This window comes from Thalassospira xianhensis MCCC 1A02616 (assembly GCF_003326475.1).
Taxonomy (GTDB): domain Bacteria; phylum Pseudomonadota; class Alphaproteobacteria; order Rhodospirillales; family Thalassospiraceae; genus Thalassospira; species Thalassospira xianhensis.
The window spans coordinates 36714-60192 of record NZ_JPWA01000018.1 but is presented as its reverse complement, the minus strand read 5'-3'; the positions used below and the strand labels follow the sequence as shown (position 1 = coordinate 60192).

Annotated in this window: 22 protein-coding genes; 6 read left to right on the top strand and 16 right to left on the bottom strand. The window is 55.7% G+C overall.

Features of this window, described 5'->3' with window-relative positions; all coding sequences use genetic code 11:
* Window positions 1–309 precede the first annotated feature (309 nt).
* Complete coding sequence (locus TH5_RS15125; RefSeq protein WP_244204936.1) at window positions 310–3447, top strand: sensor domain-containing protein; 3138 nt, start codon at window positions 310–312, stop codon at window positions 3445–3447.
* Window positions 3448–3494: 47 nt separating this feature from the next.
* Here the strand turns inward: TH5_RS15125 and TH5_RS15120 are convergent, their stop codons facing one another.
* The 3 genes from TH5_RS15120 to TH5_RS15110 all read right to left on the bottom strand — a co-directional run bounded on the left by TH5_RS15120 (window position 3495) and on the right by TH5_RS15110 (window position 6232).
* Window positions 3495–4139: a Crp/Fnr family transcriptional regulator gene (locus tag TH5_RS15120; protein WP_114122521.1), complete on the bottom strand. Its 645-nt coding sequence runs from the start codon at window positions 4137–4139 to the stop codon at window positions 3495–3497.
* Between the two features lie 107 nt (window positions 4140–4246).
* Window positions 4247–5632 carry a PepSY-associated TM helix domain-containing protein gene (locus tag TH5_RS15115; protein ID WP_114122520.1) on the bottom strand — a complete coding sequence of 462 codons (1386 nt, stop codon included), beginning with the start codon at window positions 5630–5632 and terminating at the stop codon, window positions 4247–4249.
* Between the two features lie 153 nt (window positions 5633–5785).
* Window positions 5786–6232 carry a DUF2946 family protein gene (locus tag TH5_RS15110; RefSeq protein ID WP_244204935.1) on the bottom strand — a complete coding sequence of 149 codons (447 nt, stop codon included), beginning with the start codon at window positions 6230–6232 and terminating at the stop codon, window positions 5786–5788.
* Between the two features lie 328 nt (window positions 6233–6560).
* Here TH5_RS15110 and TH5_RS15105 point away from each other — a divergent pair, with 328 nt between their 5' ends.
* Both TH5_RS15105 and TH5_RS15100 read left to right on the top strand, forming a co-directional pair.
* A complete protein-coding gene (locus tag TH5_RS15105) occupies window positions 6561–8477 on the top strand; it encodes a heavy metal translocating P-type ATPase (protein ID WP_114122518.1) in 1917 nt (638 codons plus the stop codon).
* Window positions 8478–8530: 53 nt separating this feature from the next.
* Window positions 8531–9100, top strand: coding sequence for an HdeD family acid-resistance protein (locus TH5_RS15100; RefSeq protein WP_114122517.1), 570 nt, complete (start codon window positions 8531–8533; stop codon window positions 9098–9100).
* Between the two features lie 10 nt (window positions 9101–9110).
* On the opposite strand, the gene TH5_RS15095 is transcribed toward TH5_RS15100, so the two are convergent.
* The 3 genes from TH5_RS15095 to TH5_RS15090 all read right to left on the bottom strand — a co-directional run bounded on the left by TH5_RS15095 (window position 9111) and on the right by TH5_RS15090 (window position 11451).
* On the bottom strand, window positions 9111–10130 hold the full coding sequence (locus TH5_RS15095; RefSeq protein WP_114122516.1) for a chymotrypsin family serine protease: 1020 nt from the start codon (window positions 10128–10130) through the stop codon (window positions 9111–9113).
* A gap of 94 nt (window positions 10131–10224) precedes the next feature.
* Entirely contained in the window at window positions 10225–10446 is a 222-nt protein-coding gene (locus TH5_RS25335) for a hypothetical protein (RefSeq protein ID WP_062960946.1), read from the bottom strand.
* 87 nt (window positions 10447–10533) lie between these two features.
* Window positions 10534–11451, bottom strand: a complete 918-nt coding sequence (locus TH5_RS15090; RefSeq protein ID WP_114122515.1) for an SMP-30/gluconolactonase/LRE family protein — start codon at window positions 11449–11451, stop codon at window positions 10534–10536.
* A gap of 101 nt (window positions 11452–11552) precedes the next feature.
* Here TH5_RS15090 and TH5_RS15085 point away from each other — a divergent pair, with 101 nt between their 5' ends.
* A complete protein-coding gene (locus tag TH5_RS15085) occupies window positions 11553–11903 on the top strand; it encodes a winged helix-turn-helix transcriptional regulator (RefSeq protein ID WP_114122514.1) in 351 nt (116 codons plus the stop codon).
* On the opposite strand, the gene TH5_RS15080 is transcribed toward TH5_RS15085, so the two are convergent.
* Window positions 11894–14662, bottom strand: coding sequence for an ATP-dependent DNA helicase (locus TH5_RS15080; RefSeq protein WP_114122513.1), 2769 nt, complete (start codon window positions 14660–14662; stop codon window positions 11894–11896). The two genes, TH5_RS15085 and TH5_RS15080, sit on opposite strands and share 10 nt — an antisense overlap.
* Before the next feature lie 101 nt (window positions 14663–14763).
* Here TH5_RS15080 and TH5_RS15075 point away from each other — a divergent pair, with 101 nt between their 5' ends.
* Complete coding sequence (locus TH5_RS15075; RefSeq protein WP_114122512.1) at window positions 14764–15609, top strand: AraC family transcriptional regulator; 846 nt, start codon at window positions 14764–14766, stop codon at window positions 15607–15609.
* Between the two features lie 5 nt (window positions 15610–15614).
* Here TH5_RS15075 and TH5_RS15070 read toward each other — a convergent pair whose 3' ends face one another.
* From TH5_RS15070 to TH5_RS15045, 6 genes are all read right to left on the bottom strand, one after another.
* The gene (locus TH5_RS15070) at window positions 15615–16217 is read right to left on the bottom strand and encodes a LysE family translocator (RefSeq protein WP_114122511.1); all 603 of its coding nucleotides are present in this window, start codon (window positions 16215–16217) and stop codon (window positions 15615–15617) included.
* Between the two features lie 172 nt (window positions 16218–16389).
* The gene (locus tag TH5_RS15065; protein ID WP_097050923.1) at window positions 16390–16758 is read right to left on the bottom strand and encodes a hypothetical protein; all 369 of its coding nucleotides are present in this window, start codon (window positions 16756–16758) and stop codon (window positions 16390–16392) included.
* Window positions 16759–16938: 180 nt separating this feature from the next.
* Window positions 16939–17388 carry a YqaA family protein gene (locus TH5_RS15060; protein WP_114122510.1) on the bottom strand — a complete coding sequence of 150 codons (450 nt, stop codon included), beginning with the start codon at window positions 17386–17388 and terminating at the stop codon, window positions 16939–16941.
* A gap of 25 nt (window positions 17389–17413) precedes the next feature.
* Window positions 17414–17710: a putative quinol monooxygenase gene (locus tag TH5_RS15055; RefSeq protein WP_114122552.1), complete on the bottom strand. Its 297-nt coding sequence runs from the start codon at window positions 17708–17710 to the stop codon at window positions 17414–17416.
* Window positions 17711–17892: 182 nt separating this feature from the next.
* Complete coding sequence (locus TH5_RS15050; RefSeq protein WP_097050920.1) at window positions 17893–18318, bottom strand: organic hydroperoxide resistance protein; 426 nt, start codon at window positions 18316–18318, stop codon at window positions 17893–17895.
* A gap of 150 nt (window positions 18319–18468) precedes the next feature.
* Window positions 18469–19500: an alpha/beta hydrolase gene (locus TH5_RS15045; RefSeq protein WP_114122509.1), complete on the bottom strand. Its 1032-nt coding sequence runs from the start codon at window positions 19498–19500 to the stop codon at window positions 18469–18471.
* Between the two features lie 256 nt (window positions 19501–19756).
* Between TH5_RS15045 and TH5_RS15040 the strand changes: the two genes are divergently transcribed.
* Window positions 19757–20212, top strand: a complete 456-nt coding sequence (locus tag TH5_RS15040) for a MarR family winged helix-turn-helix transcriptional regulator (RefSeq protein WP_114122508.1) — start codon at window positions 19757–19759, stop codon at window positions 20210–20212.
* A 30-nt stretch (window positions 20213–20242) separates the two neighbouring features.
* Here the strand turns inward: TH5_RS15040 and TH5_RS15035 are convergent, their stop codons facing one another.
* The 3 genes from TH5_RS15035 to TH5_RS15025 all read right to left on the bottom strand — a co-directional run bounded on the left by TH5_RS15035 (window position 20243) and on the right by TH5_RS15025 (window position 23435).
* Window positions 20243–20698 carry a DUF1801 domain-containing protein gene (locus TH5_RS15035; protein WP_114122507.1) on the bottom strand — a complete coding sequence of 152 codons (456 nt, stop codon included), beginning with the start codon at window positions 20696–20698 and terminating at the stop codon, window positions 20243–20245.
* A 125-nt stretch (window positions 20699–20823) separates the two neighbouring features.
* Entirely contained in the window at window positions 20824–22869 is a 2046-nt protein-coding gene (locus TH5_RS15030; RefSeq protein ID WP_167443566.1) for a methyl-accepting chemotaxis protein, read from the bottom strand.
* A 182-nt stretch (window positions 22870–23051) separates the two neighbouring features.
* Window positions 23052–23435 carry an MAPEG family protein gene (locus TH5_RS15025; protein WP_062952762.1) on the bottom strand — a complete coding sequence of 128 codons (384 nt, stop codon included), beginning with the start codon at window positions 23433–23435 and terminating at the stop codon, window positions 23052–23054.
* Between the last annotated feature and the right edge of the window lie 44 nt (window positions 23436–23479).

Below are 23479 nucleotides of genomic sequence, written 5' to 3'. Positions count from 1 at the left end.
CGCACCGGCTGATGGCGTGTGACAACTCCGATGGACATAGAACCTAAGACGGTATTTGATCCCCGGCAACAGTTAACCGTTTAAATCCTCACGATTTTAATGATTGCGTAGTGAAGTATGAGGCATCCTTTGGTCGTCGGGACACAGGGGGGCTTGCTACGCATTCATGCGTAGAGGCTGTGAACCGAAGGGGATGCTTAAAAAATTACAACATGTTAGCGTCAGGAACGCATCGCATTCTCTCTTGGGAATAAAATAGGCCTTTGCAGCGCATGGGGTAATAGTTATGGTCTCGCAGCGATAACAAAAATGACGAATAAGCCGGGTATGGGAGTTATCATTTCAAGCAATGCTGCGGGAACTCTTGCGGCGTTGATTGGGCATCTTCGTGTACCGTCGGGGGTTTATGATCCCATCGGCGAGAGCCTTCTTGTCAATGCGCCGTGGGTGCAGACGATCTCGCCCGACCTTGCCGATGATACCTGGCAAAAAATCGATACCCATCCCGAAATTGCCCGAAACATTCGTGAAATCAGTGCCGAAGCCCTCAATGCTGTCGGCTATTTTTCGCGCGTTGACCATATCGACGGTCGCGATGTTCAGTTTTTTGCCTGGCAGCTTTCATTTTCCGAACAGGTTTATGTCCGCATCATCGCCCTGCAAGATGCCGATGCAACGACAGGCACCGGGGTGCTGATTTCCCCGCAACCGGTTCTTGTGGTCGAACGCGATGGCGGTTTGCGATTCTCGAACAAGGCGGCAGAACAGGCAGCCCTCGAAATGGGGCTGCCCGGTGCATTGTCGCTGACCAAGCCAACCGGACAACGTGCTCTGTTCGAAGAAGGGGAGGATACCGGCGACTGGGATGAGGTTCGAACGGTCCATTACGGGCAGCGGATTTACCAGTGGCAGCGCATGCCTTTGCCGACGCAGGATGCGATTGCGCTGTTCGGGCAGGAACGCACGCGCGAGGAAAGCTATCGCCGGGCACTTGAACATGCCGTGCATGGCATTATCGATCTGGCGGCTGATGGTACGCTGACCAGCGTGAACGAAGAAGCCGCAACATTGTTTGGCTATGACAATGTCCGTGAACTGCGTCAGGCCTATCTGACCAATCCCGAAAAGTTTTATGCCCGATCCGAGGATTTGCGCGATTTGCGTCGTGATCTTGTCTCGGGCAATGGCATACAGGCGCGCGATGTGGAAATGCGCCGTCAGGATGGCAGTCAGCTTTGGGTGCGGATCAACGCGACAGAAATTCGCGGCGAGGGCGGATCGCTTCTGGGGTATAGCGTTACCGTTACCGACATCACCAAAAGCCGTCAGGCAGAATATGATCTGCGCCGTCGTCAGGAACGCTATCGCGCGCTGGTCCAAACTGCGGGCAGCGTGATCCTGTTCCTTGATAGCGAAGGACGTATTCTGGAATATAACCGCGAATGCGAATGGACATTCGGCTATTCCTGGATGGAAGCAGCGGGGCAGAATTTCTTTGATTTCCTGTTGCTTCCGGGGGAGCGCGATCAGGTGCGTCAGGCAATCAAGCGCCTGATTTCCGGTGAGATCATCAAGGACGAAGTCATTTCATTCCGTCGTCGCGACGGCGAGGTGCGCCTGTTGCAATGGAATGCGCGTGCGCATTTCGGCGAAGATGGCGACATATCAGGTGTGATCTGCATCGGGCAGGATGTGACCGAAAAACTGTCGGTCGAACGCGCTCTTCGCCGGGCCGAGGAAAAATATCGGGGTATTTTCGAAAATTCCGCCGAAGGGCTTTATCAAAGCCGCCCGCTGGGCGATATCCTGTCGGCTAACCCGGCTTTTGTGTCAATCCTCGGCTATGACAGTGCCGATGAATTGCTGGTGTCTCAAAGCGGGTTTTCGCAATGTTACCTTAACCCGACCAATCGGCTGCGCCTGACGGGCAAGCTGCTGCGTGATGGTGCGGTTCAGGGGTTTGAGGCCGAAATGCGCCGCCGCGATGGCAAGATCATCTGGGTCGAGGAAAATGCCCGATTGGTCCGTGATGACAAAGGCGTGCCGGTTCTGATCGAAGGATCAATCACCGACATTACTGATCGTAAACGCAGCGAAGCCCGCATCCAGTTCCTGGCTCATCATGACGGATTGACCGGACTTCCCAACCGAACCCTGTTTCAGGAACGTCTTGCTGCCGCGGTCAAGCGCGGTAAGCATGAAAAGCGCAGTTTTGTGCTGATGCTGTTTGATCTGGATAACTTCAAGGACATCAATGATACGCTAGGGCATCCCATCGGCGACCTACTCTTGCAGGGGGTAGGGGAGCGCATGCGGGTCTGCCTTCGTAACGAGGATGTTGTCGCACGCCTTGGCGGGGATGAATTTGCCGTTCTGATCCATGATCCGGGCACGGTCGAGGAAGTGACCCTTGTTGCGCAGCGCCTGATTGAACGGGTGTCTGAACGCTTCATGCTGGACGGGAACGAGGTGCAGGCATCGACATCGGTCGGGATCTGCATGTTCCCGCAGGACGGGCGCGATGAAAAAGACCTGTTTCGGAATGTCGATCTGGCGCTTTATTGCTCCAAGGCCGAAGGACGCAACCGGTATCATTTCTTCGAGCCGCGCTTGCAGGTCGAAGTGCAGGAACGCAAGGCGCTTGAACGTGACCTTAGCCACGCGATTGAAAATGACGAGTTGGAGCTATTCTATCAGCCGATCATTGATATCGCGAACCACAAGATCATCGGGATGGAGGCATTGGTACGCTGGTTCCATCCATCACGCGGGCAGGTCAGTCCGGTCGATTTCATTCCCGTGGCTGAACGCATGGGCATCATTGCCGATGTCGGGCGTTGGGTGCTCAATCAGGCCTGCAAACAGACCCGACAATGGGTCGATGCCGGCTATGGTGAACTGACGATTTCGGTCAATCTTTCGCCGCTGGAACTGGCACGGCACGAGGACCTTATTGAGAGTGTCGGCGATGTTCTGGAACGGTCGCGTTTGAACCCGACCCAGTTGCAGTTTGAAGTCACCGAAAGTGCGGTGATGGATAACCCGCGCGAAGCGGCGATCACACTTGGCATTCTGCGCAATCAGGGTATCCGGATTGCGATTGATGATTTCGGCACCGGTTATTCATCGCTGGCCTATCTGAAACGCTTCCCGGTCGACAAGATCAAGATCGACCGATCGTTTATCATCGATCTGGACAGTCGCGATGGCAATGCGGCGATTGTGCGCGCCGTAGTGTTCCTGGCGCGGTCGTTTGGCATGGCGGTCAATGTCGAAGGGATCGAGACGGAAATGCAGCTTGAGCGCATCGTTTCCGAAGGGGTTGACGAGGTGCAGGGCTTCTATTTCAGCAAGCCGATCCCGGCCAGCGATTTTGAAGTGCTGTTGAAATCGAACGTGACCATGCCATTCGATGTTTCATTTGGCGGGAATACGCGGCCGCACTGATTGTGCAGGCGACCGCATTCCCGGTTTTCAAAACGTTCTGTCGGCGATCATGCAGCGCGGTGATCCCAGAAATCACCGGCCTTCTGACGCACCCGATCCCGGTCAATCACAACCGTTGACGGGCGTGACCGGCTTTTGCGCAAGACCCCCTGACGGCGCAGATCGGCAATCATGCGGCTTGCGGTTTCAGTGGTTGTGGCGATGATGCTGCCCAGCTTGTCGCGTGTCGGCAGCGGGCAGTGATCATCCTTGGCACTCCAGAGCAAGAACCGGCAAATCCGGCGCATCGCCGATCCGGTCCCCAGATTGACCTTCCAGTTATAGCCATCGACAACCTCGCGCGCGAGCAGACGCAGGATCGCCTGTTGCAGTTCGGGGTTGTTTGTCTGGGCCATGCGAACACGCGCAACCGGAATGCGCATTAGCACCGTTGGTGTCAGGGTTTCGCTGATCAGTGAAAGACCGGGTTCGACAACGGTCTCAAGTCCGATGAGGTCGCCGGGGCGAAACACGCGGCAGACCTGACGTTCGCCATCTTCGGCATAGTGGCATTGCATCACAAGGCCCGACAGGATGCGATAGATATATTCACCTTCCTCTTCGTGGTGCCCGATGGCGGCATTGGCCCCCATATCAAGGGCCGGGTTTTCAGCAAGTTTCTCAAGATGTTTCAAGGCGTCTTCGTTGTTCATTGGGAGCTCCCGATGGCACAAGGGAGATACGCGGCACGTTGCGGGGTGCCGCGTATCGACACCAGATCTTTTGTTCGGCCGGATGGCCGGTTTACTTTGTCTAACGGTCAGGCCGTGCGGAATGCACGGGCGGGACGGGCGACAAACAGCCAGTCCAGCAACCAGATCACCAGCATGGATGCACCAACGACCGGGTAAATGATCCCGCCAATTGCAAGGATCGCCGTCACCCCGACCAGACTTTTTGTCCGGCGCGGCAAGGGCGGTACGCCAAGCGATCCGGCAGGGCGGCGTTTCCACCACATCACCCCGCCCGAAACTGCCATAAAGACAATTGCGGCACAGACAATCATCAGGACAATCTGGTTGATCACCCCGTATTCCTGACCAAGATGGACATTGATCGACCATTCCATGATGCGGCCAAAGATGCCGTAATCCTGGTATCCCATATCAATCAGCGGTCGACCCGAATACTGGTCCAGATGAATGACACGCTGCTGGGACAGGTCATCGGGATAGATTGATGCGCTGTAAACACCGGTTTCACCACCTGGCAACGAAATCGCATAGCCTGGCGCAATGCCAAGTTCCTTGAACTTTGCCACGGCTGCATCAATGCCGATGGGCGTTGGTTTGTCACCCCCGGCATTTGTCATGCCATCAATCGACATCGGGATCGGGGTGTTTTCGGTGGTCCAGCCGGTTTCACCAAATGCCTCGATCATCGGGACGGTTGACAGCGGTACATCGACGCGCACACCCGATGGATAACCGCTGGGCGTGCCATTGGCGAATTCATTGGCGTATTTGCCCCAGAACACTGACCAGAACATACCGGTTGCTGCCAGAAACACGATAAAGAACCCGACGAAAATCCCGGTTACTGCATGGGCATCGCGCCACCAGCGCCGTCGTGCAGGCGTATCGCGCACGGTCAACGCCCCACCTGTCTGATCGCCGCGCGGCCACCAAAGGTATGTGCCGGTCGCGACCAGCAGAATGCTCCAGCCCGCGGCGATTTCGATGACGTAATTGGCAATAGTGCCGAACTCGGCCAGGCTGTGGATGCGGCGCACCAGCCACATGATCGTGCCGCGATCAGGCATCGATCCCTGAACCAGCCCGGTATAAGGATCGACATAAACCGACCGGCGATCACCGCCCGATGTGGCAATGACGATTTCGGTGCTACGGTCCGGAGAGGCGGGCGTGATGATTTTGACCGGTTTGTCACCAACGAAATAGCGCACAGCGTCAACCTGCGTGCTGATCGGAAGCGGCGGCACATTCAGAACATTGACGAATTTCAGGTCGGAATAGACCCAGTCATCAATTTCGTCACGGAATAGATAGGCCGCACCGGTGACGGCCAGCAGAATCATAAAAGGCAGGACAAAAAGTCCGGCATAGAAATGCCAGCGCCAGACAGCGCGATAAAGGCTGCTTGTCCCTTTGGGCGCATTTTTGGCATGTGCCGATGCATTTGGCATCACGATATCCCCAATTCGGTCGCGGGTCTGACGGGATACAGGCGCAAAGGCCCTACAATCCGTACCCGGAACTCAAACAATCTGAAATTGGCCATGCAGGGTGGTCTGGCGCCAAGAAGGGCAACAGACATCATCCATCAGGCCGGGAGACAGTCAGACGGGGAAGGGCGGGGCGCGCGGTGATGCCGCAATCGGGCAGAAGTCATGCAGGCGTGCAGTGATATGAAGAGCGGTGACCGTATTGGACATCCGCACGCGATGTATCAGGGGCAATTCCGGTTCGACGGGCAGGCCGACCGCATGATTGCCAAGGCCGCAGATCGCGCACTGGAAACCTTCATAGGCGCTGGAATGGGGTGATGATCCGCCTTCTTCTGTTGTACCGGCAGGGACGGATATCGTCTTGATGCCGTTGGCTGTACAGATGATCAGCGGGATAAAGCTTTGATCGGTGTTTGCGCCTGTTACGGTTGGCGTATTGGCAAGCGCGACCGGCGCATGCATGAAGCCGAACATCAGGGCATTCGCCAGCAAAAAGCACGCGACGGCAACCGAAAGGCTGCGTCTGAATGCCGAATATATCTGGCGGTCTCTGAACACAGATTTCAATCCATTCAGGAAAGATACCTGCTTTCAATAATCCCTTGAAGGCGGGGTGTCAAAACCTGTTGGTGTGAACCACTTATCACCATTTTTTTATAATCGTTCCTGTAATAATTGAAATCCGTTGGTTTGCCTTGGATGAAGGAAAAGGACCGTCTCGATATCCACTGTCTGGAAAGCCAAAAATTCCATCCCCGGTTTGCAAAACTTGATCGTGATCATGGCTATCGTGTTCCCATGGTGCGGTTGGCAAATAGTTTTCGGCGAAAACCCGGTTTCGGATTAGGCTATTCATCCTGCGTTGGTTATTCGGAGAGAGACCGACATGAAAGCCGATCAGCCCGGCGGTATGCTATTGTCGACAAAGCCTCTGTGGTCGGCTGAGCGTGTCAACCGCGTGGTGCTGGCACTAACCGTGACCGGGATTGTTGCGCATTTTGCCTTGATGCCGATAGGGATGGCACCGGTTTTCGGGGTTGCAGCAACGGATTGGCCGTTATTGGTTGTTGTGGCCTTTGGCGGCGGGGTTTTGCTTTTTGAAATTGCCCTGAAGGTGCTTCAACGCGATTTCGGGGCGGATTTTCTGGCCGTCATCGCCTTTGTCACCGGCGTCATTCTGGGCGAATATCTGGCTTCGTCTCTGATTATCCTGATGCTAGGCGGTGGTCAGGTTCTGGAAGCCTTTGCGATGCGAAAGGCATCATCGGCGCTGAATGCACTGGCTGATCGCATGCCGACAATCGCGCATCGCAAGGACGGAGAAGACATCTCTGATATCGGGCTTGATGATATTGCCATCGGCGATCTGATTGCAATTTTCCCCCATGATACAGCCCCGGTGGACGGATTGGTTGTGGATGGTCATGGCAGCATGGATGAAAGCTATCTGACCGGGGAGCCCTATGTTGTCAGCAAGGCACCCGGGGCATCGGTGCTTTCGGGGGCGATCAATGGCGACGCGGTGCTGGTGGTCCGGGCTGAGCGGCGTGCACGTGAGTCGCGCTATGCCCAGATCATGCAGGTGATGCAGGAAGCCGAACAAAAACGCCCGAAAATCCGGCGGCTGGGCGACCAGATCGGTGCATGGTTCGCGCCCTTCGCGCTGCTGGTGGCGGTTGCTGCCTGGTATCTAAGCGGCGATGCCGTGCGGTTTCTGGCGGTTCTTGTTGTGGCAACGCCTTGCCCACTTTTAATTGCTATTCCGATCACGATCATGAGTGCGATTTCAATGGCGGCAAGGCGCGGGATCGTGATCCGTGATCCGACGGTTCTGGAACGGTTGCCAACCTGTAAAACCGCAATTTTCGATAAGACCGGCACCCTGACTTACGGGCGTCCGGAACTGGTCGAAATTGTGCCGGCTGCGGGGAAAGCGGCAAGCGAAGTCTTGCGCCTTGCTGCCAGTCTGGAACGATACTCCAAACATCCACTGGCGATGGCGGTTCTGGCAGCGGCGGATGAGCGAAAGCTTGCACTGGGCGATGTGGCCCGGGTTTCGGAAAAACCGGGGCAAGGTTTGACCGGTGTGGTGGATGGCCACGAAATTGCGGTGACCCATCGCAAGAAGCTGATTGCAGGTGATCCGTCGATGGCCGATATCCTGCCGCCCAGTGTCAGCGGGCTGGAATGTGCGATCATGATAGACGGGGCTTATGGCGCGACCTTTCGTTTCCGCGACAGTCCGCGTTCGGATGGCAAACATTTTGTCGGTCATCTTGCCCCGATCCACCATTTCACAAAGATCATGCTGCTATCGGGAGACCGCGAAAGCGAGGTCAGCCATCTTTCGAAATTGCTGGGTATTCGCGAAAGCCTTGCATCGCAAAGCCCGGAACAAAAGGTTGCCATCGTGCGCCGCGAGGCGGCGATCGCACCGACCCTTTTCATGGGGGATGGCATCAATGATGCCCCGGCATTGGCGGTGGCAACCGTTGGCGTCGCCTTTGGCAAGCACAGTTCGGTTACCGCCGAGGCCGCAGGTGCCGTGATCCCCGAAAGCTCGCTTCAGACCGTCGATGAATTGTTTCATATCAGCACCGCCATGCGCCGTATTTTGTTGCAAAGCGTTATTGGCGGTATGGTGTTGTCGATTATTGCCATGGGCTTTGCCGCCTTTGGCCTCATCAGCCCGGTGACGGGGGCAATTCTTCAGGAAGGTATTGATGTTATTGCAATCCTCAATGCGTTGCGCCTTGCGCTTGTGCGTAACATCAATGCAGACTTGGTGGGGAATGAGGACTAGGAGTATACAGGTTATAGTTGCAGCTGGCGTCTTTGAAGCAAAGGAACAGGGTAATGACACTTATCGTGAATGACGGTACGCCGGAAATGCGCGGACTTCTGGAAAAGGGGCGCAAACGGCTTCGGACTGTCGGGATCGTTCTGCTTTTGCTGGGTATTCTTGCCGTCGCCTTCCCGTTTGCCACGACGATTGCGTTTAAAACCGTGATCGGCTGGTTGTTTATCATCGGGGCTGTCGGGCATTTTTACGGCGCGTGGAATGCCGATACACCAACGCGCCGCTGGATCGATGTGGTGCAAGGCGTTCTGTTTGCGCTTGTCGGCGGGTGGCTGGCGTTTTTCCCGTTGACCGGGATTGTGACCCTGACGGTTTTGCTGGCGATTGCCTTTATCCTGCAGGGGCTTCTTGAACTTGTCATGGCGTTTCGGCTCAGCCAGTTTCCAGGCTGGAAATGGATGCTGTTTTCTGGTGGGATCGCGGTGCTTGCCGGTATCCTGATCTTCGCCGAACTGCCAAGTTCCGCGACATGGGCTATCGGGCTTTTGCTGGGCATCAATCTGCTGTCATCGGGTTTCAGTTACCTGATGGTATCGATGGCGATGGGCAAGGTTTCTATCCGCTAGCTATTGCCGATCACGGATCATGCGGGAAGGCACCCGGCGTGATCAGTTCAAGATCAAGTTCCTTCATCACGACCTCGATCGGGGTGATGATGGTTGTGCCCGGATCGCGCGCAGTGCTTTCCGATCCGGCAAACAGCAACCCGATACAGACATTGTCATCGTCATAAACCAGCGAACCGGAATCGCCACCGCGTGAAAAATCGCCCTGACCCAGCGGTTGGGAAATGATCACCTGATCGATGAAAACAGCATTTCCGGCGTCGCCGTAACTGACCTGCACGGTGGCATAAAGACCCTGTATCGACCCTTTCGTATGACCGGTGGTGCGCCCGGTTTTATGAACCGTCGTGCCAAGGTCGCCGTCGCCAAGATTGCGCGTTTTCCCAGGTGTTTCCGGCCCGATATTCTGCGTGTGCCAGCGGACATATTCGGCTGCGGGTTCAAGCGGTGCAGCAATCGCTGCATCCATGCGGTTTTCGGCATTGTCGCGAAAATCAATCGGCACAAACCGGGCCAGACCGGCAATCACATCGTCCGGATCATGGCCGCCATCGGCAATGCCCGGTTGCAGGATGGCATCGCCCGGTCGCGCATCGTTCGAATTGGCCAGAACATGATTATTCGACAGGATCACGACCGCCCCGCTTCGCCGGTCACGCATCAATCCGCCCAGTGTTCCGGCGGTGATATCAACATGGCCGATGCTGATGCCGCTGGTGGCTGGGCGTTCTCGCCCGGTTAGCGAACGGCGCGAAAAGCTTGCTTCCTGAACATCGGTAATGAAATCGACCGTGCCGCCACTACCTGCGGGATGCTGTACCAGATTGGGGATGCGGTGCGACAGAGCAAGCTGGCTTGCCGCGATTTTACGGTTCACGAAAATGACGATGGCAAGCTCGCCAGTATCGACCCCCTTCACGGTTTTCCGGCCCAGCGAATAACCGTTTATTTCGCCGCGTTCCAGCAGCGGATCGAACTGGTTGGTTTGACGGATGAAGTCCCGATATTGCGCAAAATTGGCCCGTGTCATGGTTGGGATTCCCTATTGCTGTTATCACGGTTCTGCTCCGGATTTTCCGGCTTTTATTACCGGTTTTGTTCAGCATGACAGGGGTTTATGGCACTCAAAAGGCTGTAAAACCCTTGCCTGGAATCAACTCTACATCGTAGCCGTCAACATCATGGGGAACGCCGTCCGGCCAGCCGGGGCAGGACACATAGACATGAATGCATTGGCGGTCGGGATGGATGCGCGACACACCGGCCGCCACGCCAACCACACCCGAGGCCGCCATGACCTCGGCCCGGCAATGTTCTATCGCTTCCTTCAGGGGGGGGCGGGACATCGGTTTATCCTTTTATGTGTCGGTCCATCTCGCCCTTCGGATATGGGGTGAAAGGTCGCGTTGGTCAAACGCGCTTTGTCCATGGCCTTAAAATGTCCGAAGGCCTGTGGTCGGCAGCAGGACGGAATAAAGCGATCCGGTCGCGGTGATGAACAGGCGATTGTTTTTCGGGCCGCCAAAGCAGACATTCGATACCCGTTCAGGCACAAGAATCTTGCCGATCAGATCACCGGTATCGGACAGGCAATGCACACCGTCGGTGGCGCTGCACCAAAGCCGTCCGGCATTGTCCAACCGGAAGCCGTCAAACAGTCCGTTGCTGCATTGAGCAAAAACGTCACCTCCTGCAAGGCTGTTGTCATCGCGGACATCGAAACCCCTTATGTGGCGTTCGCCGCTTTCGAAATGGGTGGCACCTGTGTCGGCGATGTAAAGTTTTCTTTCATCGGGTGAGAATGCCAACCCGTTGGGGCGTTTGAAATCATCGGCAACGCGGGTGATTTTGCCTGTCACGCCGTCAATCCGGTAAACGTGGCAACCATCAATTTCGGGTTCGTCGCGAAAGCCCTCATAATCGGAATCAATGCCATATGCCGGATCGGTAAACCAGATCGAGCCATCAGATTTGACGACAAGGTCATTGGGGCTGTTGAACCGTTTGCCCTCATAACGGTCGGCCAGAACGGTCAAGCGACCGTCATGTTCGGTACGTGTAATGCACCGCCCGCCATGTTCGCAACTGACCAGCCGACCCTGCCGGTCGACGGTATTGCCATTTACATAGCGATCACGCCCGCCCATCAGAATACCGGTCTGACCTGTAGTCTCGTCAAACCGCATCAGGCGGTCATTCGGTATATCGGAAAACACCAGCGATTTAAGCGCTGGAAAATAGGCCGGACCTTCGGTCCAGCGGCCACCTGACCAGAGTTTTTCGATCACCGCACTGGTTTTCACCAGCGTTTTAAACCGCGGATCAAGAATTTCAAAATCGGTTTCGGCCATATCGGTTTCCTTCCTGTGAGGTGACTGCTACAATATTCATAGCAATGAAAGGTCAATCCGGCAATGCTACCATTTATGTAGCGCACAAGAGGGATCGAAGGATGAAAATACCTGCCCCCGGAAAACCCGTTCGCGGTTCGCAAAGCGGCGCGCCGATCATGGTGCTATTCGATCTTTTGGGGCGGCGTTGGGCGATGGGAATTGTCTGGACCCTGTCCGAGCAGGGGCCCTGTACCTTTCGCGAACTTCAGGAAAAATGTGATAACCTGTCACCCACAACACTCAATACCCGGATCGCCGAGCTGCGCGCTGCCTGTCTAGTTGATCACGATACCACGGGATATCGGGTCACCCTGCGCGGACGGGAACTTTATAAAATGCTGGTGCCTTTGGGATTGTGGGCGAAAGAGTGGGGGAAAGACCTGCAAGGTTTCCCCGGTGCTCAAACCTGACTGGGACGCAGAAATGCGCGCGTCTGTTCAATTGCTTCGCGCATGCCAACCCGTTGCACGTTGACGTCTTCGGGGAATGCACCCAGCAATCGCGACGGCATCCTGTTATCAAGCAGTACAAAAACCCCACGGTCTTCTGCACGGCGAACAAGGCGGCCAAAGGCCTGCTTCATCCGCAGACGCGTTAACATGTCATCATAGCGTGCACCATGAAATGCAGCCTTACGCGCCCGGTGCAGGATATCGGGGCGTGGCCATGGCACGCGGTCAAACACGATAAGGCGAAGGCTATCCCCCGGCACATCGACCCCGTCGCGTACCGCATCGGTACCCAATAGACAGGCATCGCGTTCAACCCGGAAAATGTCAATCAGGGTGGATACATCCATGCCGTCAATATGCTGCGCCAGAAGTTGCAACCCGGCATCATCTAGCGGCCCGGTCAGGCGTTCGTAAACCGCCCGCAAACGGTTGATCGCGGTAAACAGGCCAAGTGCCCCGCCACCGGACGCGAGAAACAGTTCGCGATAGGCCGCTGCCACATGGTCGGGGTTCTCGCGCCCAAGGTCATTGATGATGAAAACCTTGGTCTGTTTGGCGTAGTCATAGGGGCTCTTCATCGCCGCCCGGATCGCAGGCATCGGCATGTGCGATGCGCCGGTGCGATCTTCGGCAACGCCCCAGTCAAACATTTCATCGCCCGTGCCATCGCGGAGCGTGGCCGACGTGATCACCAACCCATGGGCGGAGGGTGCCAGGGCCGCGGTCAGGGGCAATGTGGGGTCGATATGATGGCGGTGCATGCCGACATCAAAATCGCGGCCAAACTGCCGTTCGATGGCAAACCAGTCGACAAATTCCGGCGGGGTGGCATCGACAAGGCTTTCAAGCATCCCGCGCCATGCGGCAACCTGCATGATCGCACGCCGTTCAAGGGAACGCATCGCTGCATCAAGGCGCTGGCGTTCGGCACTTTCAAGCTCGTCGGCCTTTTCATCCAGCATATGGGCGATGATCTTGATCAGGGCCTTGGCCGGTTTTTCAAGGGCGCCTAACGCACGATCTAGATCCGCTGCACTGGCCAGAACCGGGTCAATGGCCGGTTTGCAATCGGTTTCAATCGAATAGCCCCGGTCGCCTTCGGCGGCACGTGCCATGACCTGTGCCCGCACATGGGCAAGGAACAATTCCGCCGGGCCCTTGGCATGTTCGGCCCCGTCATGGATGCGCATCAGCCAGCCCTGTTCGGGCAGGCATTGGGCGGCCTGGATCACCGCATTTACGGCATCGCGAAGCTCGTCCCGATCCATGATCAGGGTTTCAAGACGTTGTTTAAGACCGCGTGCGCGTGACTGGCCCTTGTTTTCGGCACCCAATAACCAGCGGCGCAATTCTGCACCTTCCTGCCCGGTCAGGTGTGCGGAAAAGGCCTTGTCGGCGGCATCAAACAGGTGATGTCCTTCGTCAAAGACATATCGGGTCGGCATCGACGCATCGTCAAGCCCGCCAAGCGCAGCCTGAACCATCACCAGTGCATGGTTGGCGACCACGATCTCAGCCGACCTTGCACGACGCACGGTTTTTTCAACAAAGCAGCGCGAATAATGCGGGCAGGCGGCATAAATGCATTCGCCGCGCTGATCGGCAAGCGCACTGGTAAAGCGGTTCCCGATCAGTTCCGTCAGCCATGCCGGGAAATCACCGCCGACCATATCGCCATCGCGCGTTTGCGATGCCCAGCGCGCCATAAGCCCCAGCGGGATCGCCTGATGGGGCTGTTGCGCCAGCGGTCTTTGGGCTTCTTCGAAATTCAGAAGGCACAGGTAATTTTCGCGGCCCTTGCGCACGACCGCCTTCAGGCGTTTGTCCTTGGGATCGTCATAAAGACGGTTCAGTTCCTGATCGATCTGACGTTGCAGGTTGCGGGTATAGGTTGAAATCCACACCGCCCCGTCATTCTTTTGTGCCCAGATTGATGCCGGGGCAACATAGCCCAGCGTCTTTCCCGTTCCGGTCCCAGCTTCGGCCAAGACGATATTGGGCGTGCCTTCGGCGGTGCGCGGCGCAAAGGCCGAACAAACGGCAGATGCATAATCTGCCTGTTGCGGGCGTTCTTCCGCCCCTTCGCCCAGAAGCTTTTTTAACCGTTCGCGGGCGTCTTTGGGATCGACCGGATTGTTGCCGGGCGGGGGCGGAGGGGCATGTTCGGTCCATTCGCCCATTTTCTTCCAGACTTTAAGCCCTTCATAGACGGCAAATTTATGTGGCCCGTCACCATCCGCACCAAGGGCCGCCAGAACCGGTACACCCCACATCCAATGCCCGCGCGCCATCGGCCATGCGATGGAAAGCGCGCGCGCACGTTTTTCACGTGGCAGTGTGGCAAGTTCCTGCAATAACCGTTTCATTGCTTCGGCCAAGGCCTCAGCCTGTCCGATCAGATCATCGCAAGCCCGTTGCCCCGTCGCCATGGCAAGCCCGCGCGGTGTGGGGACGCAAAACTGCGCCGGGCGGACAAAGGCAAACAGTTCCAGCAAATCATGGGCCGGAAACGGATCGGATTTCATCCGTCGTGCTGATGCCGGGGTATGGACCAATATAGGGCGTTGGGATCGCGCACGCTTGGCCGCCGCGCCATGTGGCAATTCTTCTATTTCCCCGTCGGGCGATAGAAAGACAGCATGGCGCAATCCGACGACCATAACGGGTGCGTCGGGTGGCATGAATTTGGGCGTGGGATCAGAACGATCATCGAACATTTGGGGGACTATAATCAGGTCCGGCCACTGGTGCCACCGGTGAAATTAACCTATCTTCGGATTTTCGCGTTTTCATTCCCAAAGATGGTGCAGGCGTTTCAATGGGCAAGGCAAAATCAGATAATCAGTGTTTCTGGCGCGATGCCGGTTTGCCGTTTGTCGAACTGCGCCGGGTCGATGATGGGCGGGGTGTTTGTTATGAACGGCACAGCCACGACACGTTTTCAATCGGCATCGTTAAGGGCGGGCGCAGTACCTATTGGAACCGGGGCAAGACCCATGAAACCGGCAAGGGATCGGTTGTTGTGCTCAATCCCGAGGATGTTCATGGCTGCAACCCGGTGCCGGGTGGGGGATGGTGTTATGACATGCTGTTTGTCGATCCGGCATGGCTTCTGGATTTGCAGGTGGAAATCGATGCCGATGCCGCTGGGCGGTTTGCGATGTTTTCCGACACCATCAGCCATAGTCCGTTGCTGTATTCCGGCCTGCAAAGCCTTGCCGATACATTGATTGATCCCGATTGTGACCAGCTGGCCAAGGAAAGCACAATGGTGTCGTTCTTTGCCGATCTGCATGTGGCGCTTGACCGGCGCGGCATCTTGCATAATGGGTCTGGTGTGGCGGATAAAAGCAAGATGAACCGGGTCGCCGACTATATCCGGACCTATTGCGCCGAGGACGTCAATCTTGATGATCTTGCTGGTGTGATTGGTGTTTCGAGATCCTATCTGGTGCGCGCGTTCAAAAAGGCACATGGCATGACGCCCTATGCCTATCTGATCAATTGCCGGGTGCAGAAGGCGCGCCATGCGCTCAAGCGCGGGGAGCGGATTGTTGATGTGGCTCTTGATTGCGGTTTTGCCGATCAGGCGCATTTTCAACGGGTTTTCAAACGCCTGATGGCAACCACGCCCCGCCATTATGCGATGGCGCATGTCGCGTGATGCTATCAGTTGACGATCAGATAAGCCGCACTTGCGATCAACAGAACGGCCATGATCCGGTTAAACAGCCGGATATGGGCGGCATCATTTAAAAACCGGCCCAGAAACGCCCCGGCATAAGCCCAGCAGGCGACCGAGGCAAAGCAGACCGCGAAATAAAGCACGGTGAATTCCCAGACCAGTGCCGGTGCGCCGTTGGCAGCATAGGCTCCCATACCTGCAACCGCCGCCAGCCACGCCTTGGGGTTAACCCATTGCAGCAATGCGCCGGTGATCATGGAAGGGCCTTTTTCTGCGCGGCTCTTGCCCAGTTCACCTGACGCGGTAGCAAGTTTGAAGGCCATGAACAGCAAAAAGGCAACCCCGGCCCATTGGATGATCGTGGTCAGGTTGGGGAAAATCACCAGCAATTCATGCAAGCCCAACCCGATCAGAAGCAGCAACAGGCAAAAACCGCTGGTGGCACCGAATACAAGGCGCAGGCTGGGGCGAAAGCCGTAATGCACGCCGGAGCTCAGGATCAGGATATTGACCGGCCCGGGCGTGATGGAGGCGGCAAGTGCGAAGGCGGCCATCGACAGATAAAGGCTTATGGGGGCGGCGAGCATGGGGGACGTTCCTCTGGTGATTTTGATTGATCCCAGAATGCGTCTTGGGCTTGCCGGTTTATTGAATAATATTGCCCTGTCTGTTGCGCGGACCCATAAAAAAAAACGGCACCCGGGGGTTGGCCCGAATGCCGTCTTGGACGGATCGATTACCTCGGGGGAGGTGATCCGCTTAGTTTACCGTCAGCTTCATCAGCTGTTCGGCGCATGCATCGGCGATTTCCTTGGTCGGTGCATCGTTACCGGGCATGGTGGCCCAGCCGCCTTCAACGACGAAATCATCGCGCTTGTAAGAGCTTTCCTCTTTAAGGGCCGCAAGCTGCATGGTCTGGTTGTTTGGTGTCTGGCTTTTGAACTGTGCGACACAGATCGGGGCAAGCGCGGTAATGACCGCATCCTTGCTTTGAGTATTGGCCATTTCGGTTGCCGTACTGCCCGAAACAACCCAGCTTGCGCTAAAGCCGATAATCGTGATGGCAACGGCACCGACGACACCGCCCCAGATTGCGGGTTTCGCCCAGACTGGAATTTCCATATTCATAATATACTCCCATTGATTTTGTGAAATTTATAAACAATTGCTCGTTTTTTATTTCACTTAATAAAACCATGGGGGTGGAATATTAGCAAACAAACTATATTTTTATATAATTGATCTGGCTGTTGTGTTTTTGATCATTTGCGAGTTTCGTTTTTGTTTTGTGGTTAATTTTTGTGAATATTATGTCTGCCCAATCAGATTGGCGATCAAGTCCGCCCCACCGGCAATCACTGCATAGCGTGCGGCTTTGCCAATCGTCACCAGCAGGATAAAGGGTACAAAGCGCACCCGCATGACCCCGGCAAAAAGCGTTAGTGGATCGCCGATGATTGGAAGCCATGCAAGTAAAAGCGACCAAAAGCCGTATTTGCCAAACCAATGTGACGCGCGATCAAGAGCCTCGGGTGATACCGGGAACCATCGCCGATCCTTGAAATGATCGATATAAAGACCAAGTCCCCAATTGACGCATGACCCCATGACATTGCCAAGCGTTGCCACTGCAACCAAAAGCCAGACGGCATGATCGCCCGATGCGACAAGAGCCGCCAGCGTTGCCTCGGACGTACCGGGCAGGATGGTGGCGGAGGTAAAGGCCGAGAGCAGCAACGCAAAAAGCAAGGTTTGCATTCCGTTCGGGGTTGCAGGGCAAAGATCAGGATTTGATGGCGAATTTCTGAATGCTTACCGGTTCGGCAAGGACTTCTTCGCCACCCTTGGCAAAGGCGCGCAGATAGGGTGTTTCGAAGTGAAGGGCCAGATCTTCGTCAGAGCGCCAGTTTTCATACGCCATCCAGATTGCCGGATCGTCGTTGGATTGGTGGATTTCGTAGCTGATGCAGCCTTCTTCGGCGCGTGACGGTTCGACAAGTACGAGAAGACGTTTGCCAAGTTCGTTTTCCTTGCCCGGTTTGGCACGCGCAATGGCAAGAACGGTAAGTTGTTGGGACATGAATGGTTCCTGTCGGATTTCTATGGCGTTTTGATTGGCCTGGATCATCGTGGCAGGGGCCGGATCGGGCAACCGTTAAATTGCCGGTAAAAAATAAAAGCCCGGTGCGGGGAGAGCACCGGGCTTGGCTTCGGCAGTTGTGGATCGGGGGAGGTCCCTGCCGAAGAGGGGGAGGTTTTCGATCAGGCGATGTGCGAGGTTACTTCGACATTGCCGCGGACCGAGTTGGAGTAAGGGCAGATTTTGTGGGCTTCTTCGACCAGCTTTTCAGCATCGGCCTTATCAAGGCCCGGCAGTGAAACATGCAGGTCAACCGCAAGGCCGAAACCACCAGCCGCACGCGGGCCGATGCCGACAACAGCCTTGACCGAAACATCAGACGGAACTTTCGGGCCGCCCTGAGAGGAGACGAATTTCATCGCGCCGATGAAGCAGGCCGAATAACCCATTGCGAAAAGCTGTTCGGGGTTGTTGCCTTCGCCACCTGCACCGCCGAGTTCCTTTGGTGTGGTCAGTTTGACATCGAGGCTGCCGTCTTCGGTTTTTGCGCGGCCGTCACGGCCACCGGTTGCACTTGCTGTTGCGCGATATTTGACATCTACAGACATGGTTTTCTTCCTTTGTTTGAACGTGATGGTTCGAAGGTTTCGATAACCCGGCTGATCAGGGCTTTGGTTCGGTTAGTGCCCCAAGTGATATGTCGCCGGGTGGGCGGGGGCGCAACCGCGCCCCCAAAAAGAAGTTGCAGAAAGTTCAGGTCATTCGCCGTAGAAGGCGTTCTTCAGGAACTGGCTGGCCTGGGCGGTTGCGGCCTTGGCAGCCGGGGTATCGGCAACAGCATTGAGCATGACGAAATCATGGATCGTGCCGTTGTAGCGAACCGTGGTGACATCCACCCCGGCCTGGCTGAGTTTGCGGGCATATGCTTCGCCCTCGTCACGCAGCACGTCGTTTTCATCGGTGATGATCAGGGCAGGTGCCTGTCCGGCGAGCAAATCCTGCGGAGCGTGGATCGGCGTTACTGTCGGATCAGTACGGTCGGTTCCTTCGGGCAGGTACTGGTTCCAGAACCATTCCATTGCCGCCTTGGTCAACCACGGGCCATTGGCAAATTCGGTATAGGACCCGTTTTCAAAATTCGCATCGGTCACCGGATAGAACAGGACCTGGGCGATGATTTCCGGTCCTTTGCGCTGTTCGGCCAGCAGGGAAACAACCGCTGTCATGTTGCCACCGACACTGTCCCCGGCAATCGCCAGTCGGGTCGGATCAACGTTAAGCTGTTCACTGTGATCGGCGACATATTTGGTGACAGCATAATCCTGTTCGATTGCGATCGGATATTTGGCTTCGGGCGAACGTTCGTAATCAACAAAGACGACGGCGGCATTTGCCTGTACAGCGATTTCGCGAATCAGGCGATCATGGGTTTCCTTATCGCCCAGCACCCAGCCACCACCGTGGAAGTATACGACAACCGGCAGGCGGTCGGTGTTGCCTTCGGGGCGGACGATGCGGACCCGGGTTTCACCGGTCGGTCCAACCGGGAAGACAGTGTCGGTAACGTCGGCAGCGCGTTTTGCAATCGGGCCTGCCTGTGCGCCAGCCAGAACGTTGCGGGCATCAGCCGGGCTGAGTGTGTAGATCGGTGCACCACCTGACGCGGTCAGGGCATTGATGAAGTTCTGCGTGTTGTTTTCGAGAACCGGATCGGCCAAAGCGGTCGTGGCGGTCAGAGTGGTTGCCAGAGCAATTGCAGCGGAGGCAACAGTCGTTTTGAATGTGTTCATGATCTTGTTCCTTTAAGCTGTCTGTTTAGGGCCGCTGTGCGGCGTTTTCCGTTTCGATGATTTTGTTATATCGCACGATTTAATCGTGTGCGATATAAATTTGAGAATATGAGCCATGCAATTAAATCGCTTGTAATTAAATCGTGTGCGATATATTGATATGGGTTTGATCTCAAAACGGCCCTTGCGTTAAGCCGCAAAGCAGACAATCGGAGCGCCATCCGACAGCCCGGGCCGGACAAAGGAGAACGCCACCATGGACCATCATGATAGCGATCCGCTCAGGCTTGAAAACTTCCTGTGTTTTTCGGTCTATGCCGCCAGTCATGCATTCAACCGTATCTATAAGCCGCTGCTTGATGCGCTTGAGCTTACCTATCCGCAATATCTGGTGATGGTGACCCTATGGGAGCAGGATGATCAGCCGGTGCGCAGTATCGGTGAAAAGCTGTTTCTGGAATCCAGTACGCTGACACCGTTGCTAAAACGGCTTGAAGCCGCGGGGCTTGTCAAACGGACCCGCGATCCGAAGGATGAACGTTCGGTGCGCATTACCCTGACGGCGGCGGGCAAGGAATTGCGGAAAAAGGCGCTTGATGTGCCACGCTGCATCGGCGAGGCAGCGGAACTTGATCTTTCGACGGTCAAACGTCTGATCGATGATCTTGGTCAGTTGCGCGATACGCTTGAGGCGAATGCGTCGCGAAAATAGAAGAAACAAAAAGTCGTGTTGTGCTGGGTTCTATCGCTTGCGTTTGTCGCGATGATAGGTCAATGCCCAACCCAGCGCGGTTTTAACCGGTCCTTCGGGCAGGGGGCGATCCAGCGGCAGGATGATTGCCCGGTTGCCCTCGCATTGCAAAATACCTTCAAAATGACTGCGCACCCGGTCAATCAGATCTGTCTGACAATTGACGTAGATGACAATCTGATCGGGTGCCTTTGACTTCCAATCGGCGCGAATGGTGGTGCCCGACTGCGACGGTGGCAGCCACGCGGGTTCGTCCCATTTCAGGGTTTCGGTGATTTTGCCGATTGCGGGATCAGTTGCGGCCAGTTCGAAAATCCAGCCTCGGACCTTCAACAATGCCGCGGTTGCTGTGTCGGGATAGGTGGCCAATTTGGCGGCCAATTCTGCAGCCAGTCCGGGTGTAGCGCTTTTCGTATGGATGGCAGCGGTTTGTGGCGATTGGTTCATGTTTCCGACCGGAATGTCTGATTTGGCATCCCGTCAATATAGTCTGAAAAAAGAAAGGGCGCGATATCCAACCGGACATCGCGCCAAGTTTGCTGTTTTAACAGCAGGGAGGCAAAGGCAGACGTTCAGGCAACCAGTTTGCGAACATGCTGGCGCATTTTTGCCAAGTGATCGGTATCAAGCGGCAATTGCAGGATGCTGCAATCGCCTTCCTGACGGGCAAGACGGGCCCGAAGCGCGTCAGGAACGTTTTGCAGGCGCAGATCGACAATTTCGCCCGGAGTTACGGCAATAGCCGGACGTACCACCAGATGGGCACAGGAAATTTCTGTGGCACTGCCCTGCCAGTTGCCATGATCCCCATCGGTCCGGGCGGCAACCGAAATTACATGGCTTTCATAAGTGTCGTCATCGACATCGTTGCTTTGCATGGCGCTGAGGAAAATTTCGACCTCGCGGCTTAGCAGGGCGGCTTCGGCGGCGGTGGTATTGGCCGCGCTATTGACTTCCTCTGCATCGGTTTTGACATCTTCGACGCGACCGCGAATACCGGTGATGTTGCTGGCAACGCGACGTGCGCTTTCGGAAACGAAATCGACACTGCGCGAGATTTCCTGCGTGGTGGCGTTCTGTTCCTCGATCGCGCCGACAATGGCCGATACATACTGGTCGATGCTGTCGACGATTTCGGAGACATTTGAAATTGCCTCGGCCGAGCTGTTGGAAACCTGCTGAATGCGGGCGACGCGATCCGAAATTTCCTCGGTCGCCTTTGCCGTCTGGTTGGCCAGCGATTTAACTTCGCCTGCGACCACAGCAAAACCTTTGCCGGCATCACCGGCACGGGCGGCTTCGATGGTGGCGTTCAGCGCTAGAAGGTTGGTCTGTTCGGCGATCTGGGTGATCAACTGCACCACCTGGCCGATTTCATCAGCAACTGTCTGCAAGCTGCGCATTTCGTTTTTCGAGGTTTCCGAATAGGTGACGGCATTGCGGGCAACATCGGAAAACTGAGTAATTTGCGATGAAATTTCGCCGATGGCGGCCACCATTTCCTCGGTCGCGGCACTCAATGCCTGCGCGTTGCCAGATGATTCTTCGGCCTCGGTCGCCACAGATGTTGCGAGATTGTTGGTATCGCCCGAGTTGGCATTTACAGTGTTGGCGCGCTCGACCATTTCTTCGGAACTGCCAAGGATACGGGCAAAGACCGCACCGATTGAGGACCCAAAAACACTGACCAGATGGTTGCGTTCGGCCTGACGTTGCTTTTGTTTTTCCTCGATCCGCTTGTGGGCTTCTTCAAGCTCACGGGCACGGATCATGTTTTTCTGGAAAACCTTCATTGCAACGGAAATCTCGGCAACCTCATCCTCAAACCGGCTGTTGGGGACGGGCGTGTCGAGCTTGCCATCGGCAAGTTCGCTAAGTGCGAAGGTCAGCCGCTTCATCGGGATCGAAATGCTGCGGCCCAGAAGAACCGCCATCAGGATGCCGAGCAATGTCGCCAGACTGGACAGAATGGCAATCATCATCTTGCCGTTGCGTTCGTCTGCAAGGGCCATATTCATAGAGGTTTGGGTAAAACTGGAAATCCGATTGAGCAGGTTTTCAATCTCGGTATTGAGGTTCTCCTGTTCCGCTTCGGTGCGGATCACGGCCTCGATCAGGCTGGCGCTGTTGATGTCACCTTTAGCGACGCTGTCAAAGATGCTTTCGACATGATCTTCATACACGCGATGTTCCGTTTCGATCCGGTCAAGCGCGCCGGAAACAAGATCAAATTCCAGCCTTGTTTCTTCAGACAGCGAGGTTTTCAGAAATTCATCGACCATGGCGCGAGCGGCGGCAATTTCGACATCGGTCTGGGCAGCGATTTCCTCGAAATGGTGACGAACCGTGTCAAAAGTTTCGGTTTCCGCATGGGCATTGACATTGCCGATGCGCAGGGCGCGTTCCATCAGGATGGCCTGTTCGAGCTGGTGTTGGGTAATTTTCTCCAGCAGCGCATTTAGCGGCAGGTCGCGATCAGCAACTTCTTCCAGTTCGTGGCCTATTTTCGTCATGGTATAGACGCCAAATCCGCCCACCAAGACGGTCGACAGGATCAAAAAGCCGACGAGGCTGAACAGGCGGTGCGAAATCCGTAATTTCCGAATAGCGGAGATCATGAGATTTACCCTCCCCATACTGGCTTCCGGTACAGACCGGTAAAACCGAAGTGAATTGACTAAGCGGAAGTATAGTTATTTCCGTTAGCCGCCATATCCTCATATGGGGAGGTAAATGCGATACGTGTTGTTTTTTGATTGATAATTAAATCACGGGTTGCTTTCGTGCGAGAGGGCCGCTGCTAGATGCTTTGGAACAGAAGCCAGATCGCCGCACAACCCAGCACGACATGCTGGATCACCATCGCGGGTGCAATCAGCGCAAGGGTTCCGGTCAGTGTTCCCCATGCGTGAAGAAGGCGGGCAATCACGAAGGCCGCCGCAATCAGCCAGATGATGCCCGATGTTGCCAGAACAGCCTCGAGTGCCAAGACAACCAGAATGCAGAACGGGGCGTTTTCGGCAAAGTTTCCATGAGCCCGGATCCGACGCAGCAGAACCTTGTCCCCGCCATCGCCAAGCGAAAGTTTAAGATCGCGCCGCCGCAGGGAAACATTCAGGCTGAGCGCAATCAACATCAGGGCAAAGATGCCGGTCAGGCAGACTGTAACGGGGATCGGCAGCATGGGCATGGTCCTTTATCGCGTTATGATAAAACAGCTTTGCCCGA

Excerpts from the sequence above, each read along its gene's own strand:
- TH5_RS15125 (WP_244204936.1), top strand. The coding sequence starts at position 310 with ATGACGAATAAGCCGGGTATGGGAGTTATCATTTCAAGCAATGCTGCG.
- TH5_RS15120 (WP_114122521.1), bottom strand. The coding sequence starts at position 4,139 with ATGAACAACGAAGACGCCTTGAAACATCTTGAGAAACTTGCTGAAAAC.
- TH5_RS15115 (WP_114122520.1), bottom strand. The coding sequence starts at position 5,632 with ATGCCAAATGCATCGGCACATGCCAAAAATGCGCCCAAAGGGACAAGC.
- TH5_RS15105 (WP_114122518.1), top strand. The coding sequence starts at position 6,561 with ATGAAAGCCGATCAGCCCGGCGGTATGCTATTGTCGACAAAGCCTCTG.
- TH5_RS15100 (WP_114122517.1), top strand. The coding sequence starts at position 8,531 with ATGACACTTATCGTGAATGACGGTACGCCGGAAATGCGCGGACTTCTG.
- TH5_RS15095 (WP_114122516.1), bottom strand. The coding sequence starts at position 10,130 with ATGACACGGGCCAATTTTGCGCAATATCGGGACTTCATCCGTCAAACC.
- TH5_RS25335 (WP_062960946.1), bottom strand. The coding sequence starts at position 10,446 with ATGTCCCGCCCCCCCCTGAAGGAAGCGATAGAACATTGCCGGGCCGAG.
- TH5_RS15090 (WP_114122515.1), bottom strand. The coding sequence starts at position 11,451 with ATGGCCGAAACCGATTTTGAAATTCTTGATCCGCGGTTTAAAACGCTG.
- TH5_RS15085 (WP_114122514.1), top strand. The coding sequence starts at position 11,553 with ATGAAAATACCTGCCCCCGGAAAACCCGTTCGCGGTTCGCAAAGCGGC.
- TH5_RS15080 (WP_114122513.1), bottom strand. The coding sequence starts at position 14,662 with ATGTTCGATGATCGTTCTGATCCCACGCCCAAATTCATGCCACCCGAC.
- TH5_RS15075 (WP_114122512.1), top strand. The coding sequence starts at position 14,764 with ATGGGCAAGGCAAAATCAGATAATCAGTGTTTCTGGCGCGATGCCGGT.
- TH5_RS15070 (WP_114122511.1), bottom strand. The coding sequence starts at position 16,217 with ATGCTCGCCGCCCCCATAAGCCTTTATCTGTCGATGGCCGCCTTCGCA.
- TH5_RS15065 (WP_097050923.1), bottom strand. The coding sequence starts at position 16,758 with ATGAATATGGAAATTCCAGTCTGGGCGAAACCCGCAATCTGGGGCGGT.
- TH5_RS15060 (WP_114122510.1), bottom strand. The coding sequence starts at position 17,388 with ATGCAAACCTTGCTTTTTGCGTTGCTGCTCTCGGCCTTTACCTCCGCC.
- TH5_RS15055 (WP_114122552.1), bottom strand. The coding sequence starts at position 17,710 with ATGTCCCAACAACTTACCGTTCTTGCCATTGCGCGTGCCAAACCGGGC.
- TH5_RS15050 (WP_097050920.1), bottom strand. The coding sequence starts at position 18,318 with ATGTCTGTAGATGTCAAATATCGCGCAACAGCAAGTGCAACCGGTGGC.
- TH5_RS15045 (WP_114122509.1), bottom strand. The coding sequence starts at position 19,500 with ATGAACACATTCAAAACGACTGTTGCCTCCGCTGCAATTGCTCTGGCA.
- TH5_RS15040 (WP_114122508.1), top strand. The coding sequence starts at position 19,757 with ATGGACCATCATGATAGCGATCCGCTCAGGCTTGAAAACTTCCTGTGT.
- TH5_RS15035 (WP_114122507.1), bottom strand. The coding sequence starts at position 20,698 with ATGAACCAATCGCCACAAACCGCTGCCATCCATACGAAAAGCGCTACA.
- TH5_RS15030 (WP_167443566.1), bottom strand. The coding sequence starts at position 22,869 with ATGATCTCCGCTATTCGGAAATTACGGATTTCGCACCGCCTGTTCAGC.
- TH5_RS15025 (WP_062952762.1), bottom strand. The coding sequence starts at position 23,435 with ATGCTGCCGATCCCCGTTACAGTCTGCCTGACCGGCATCTTTGCCCTG.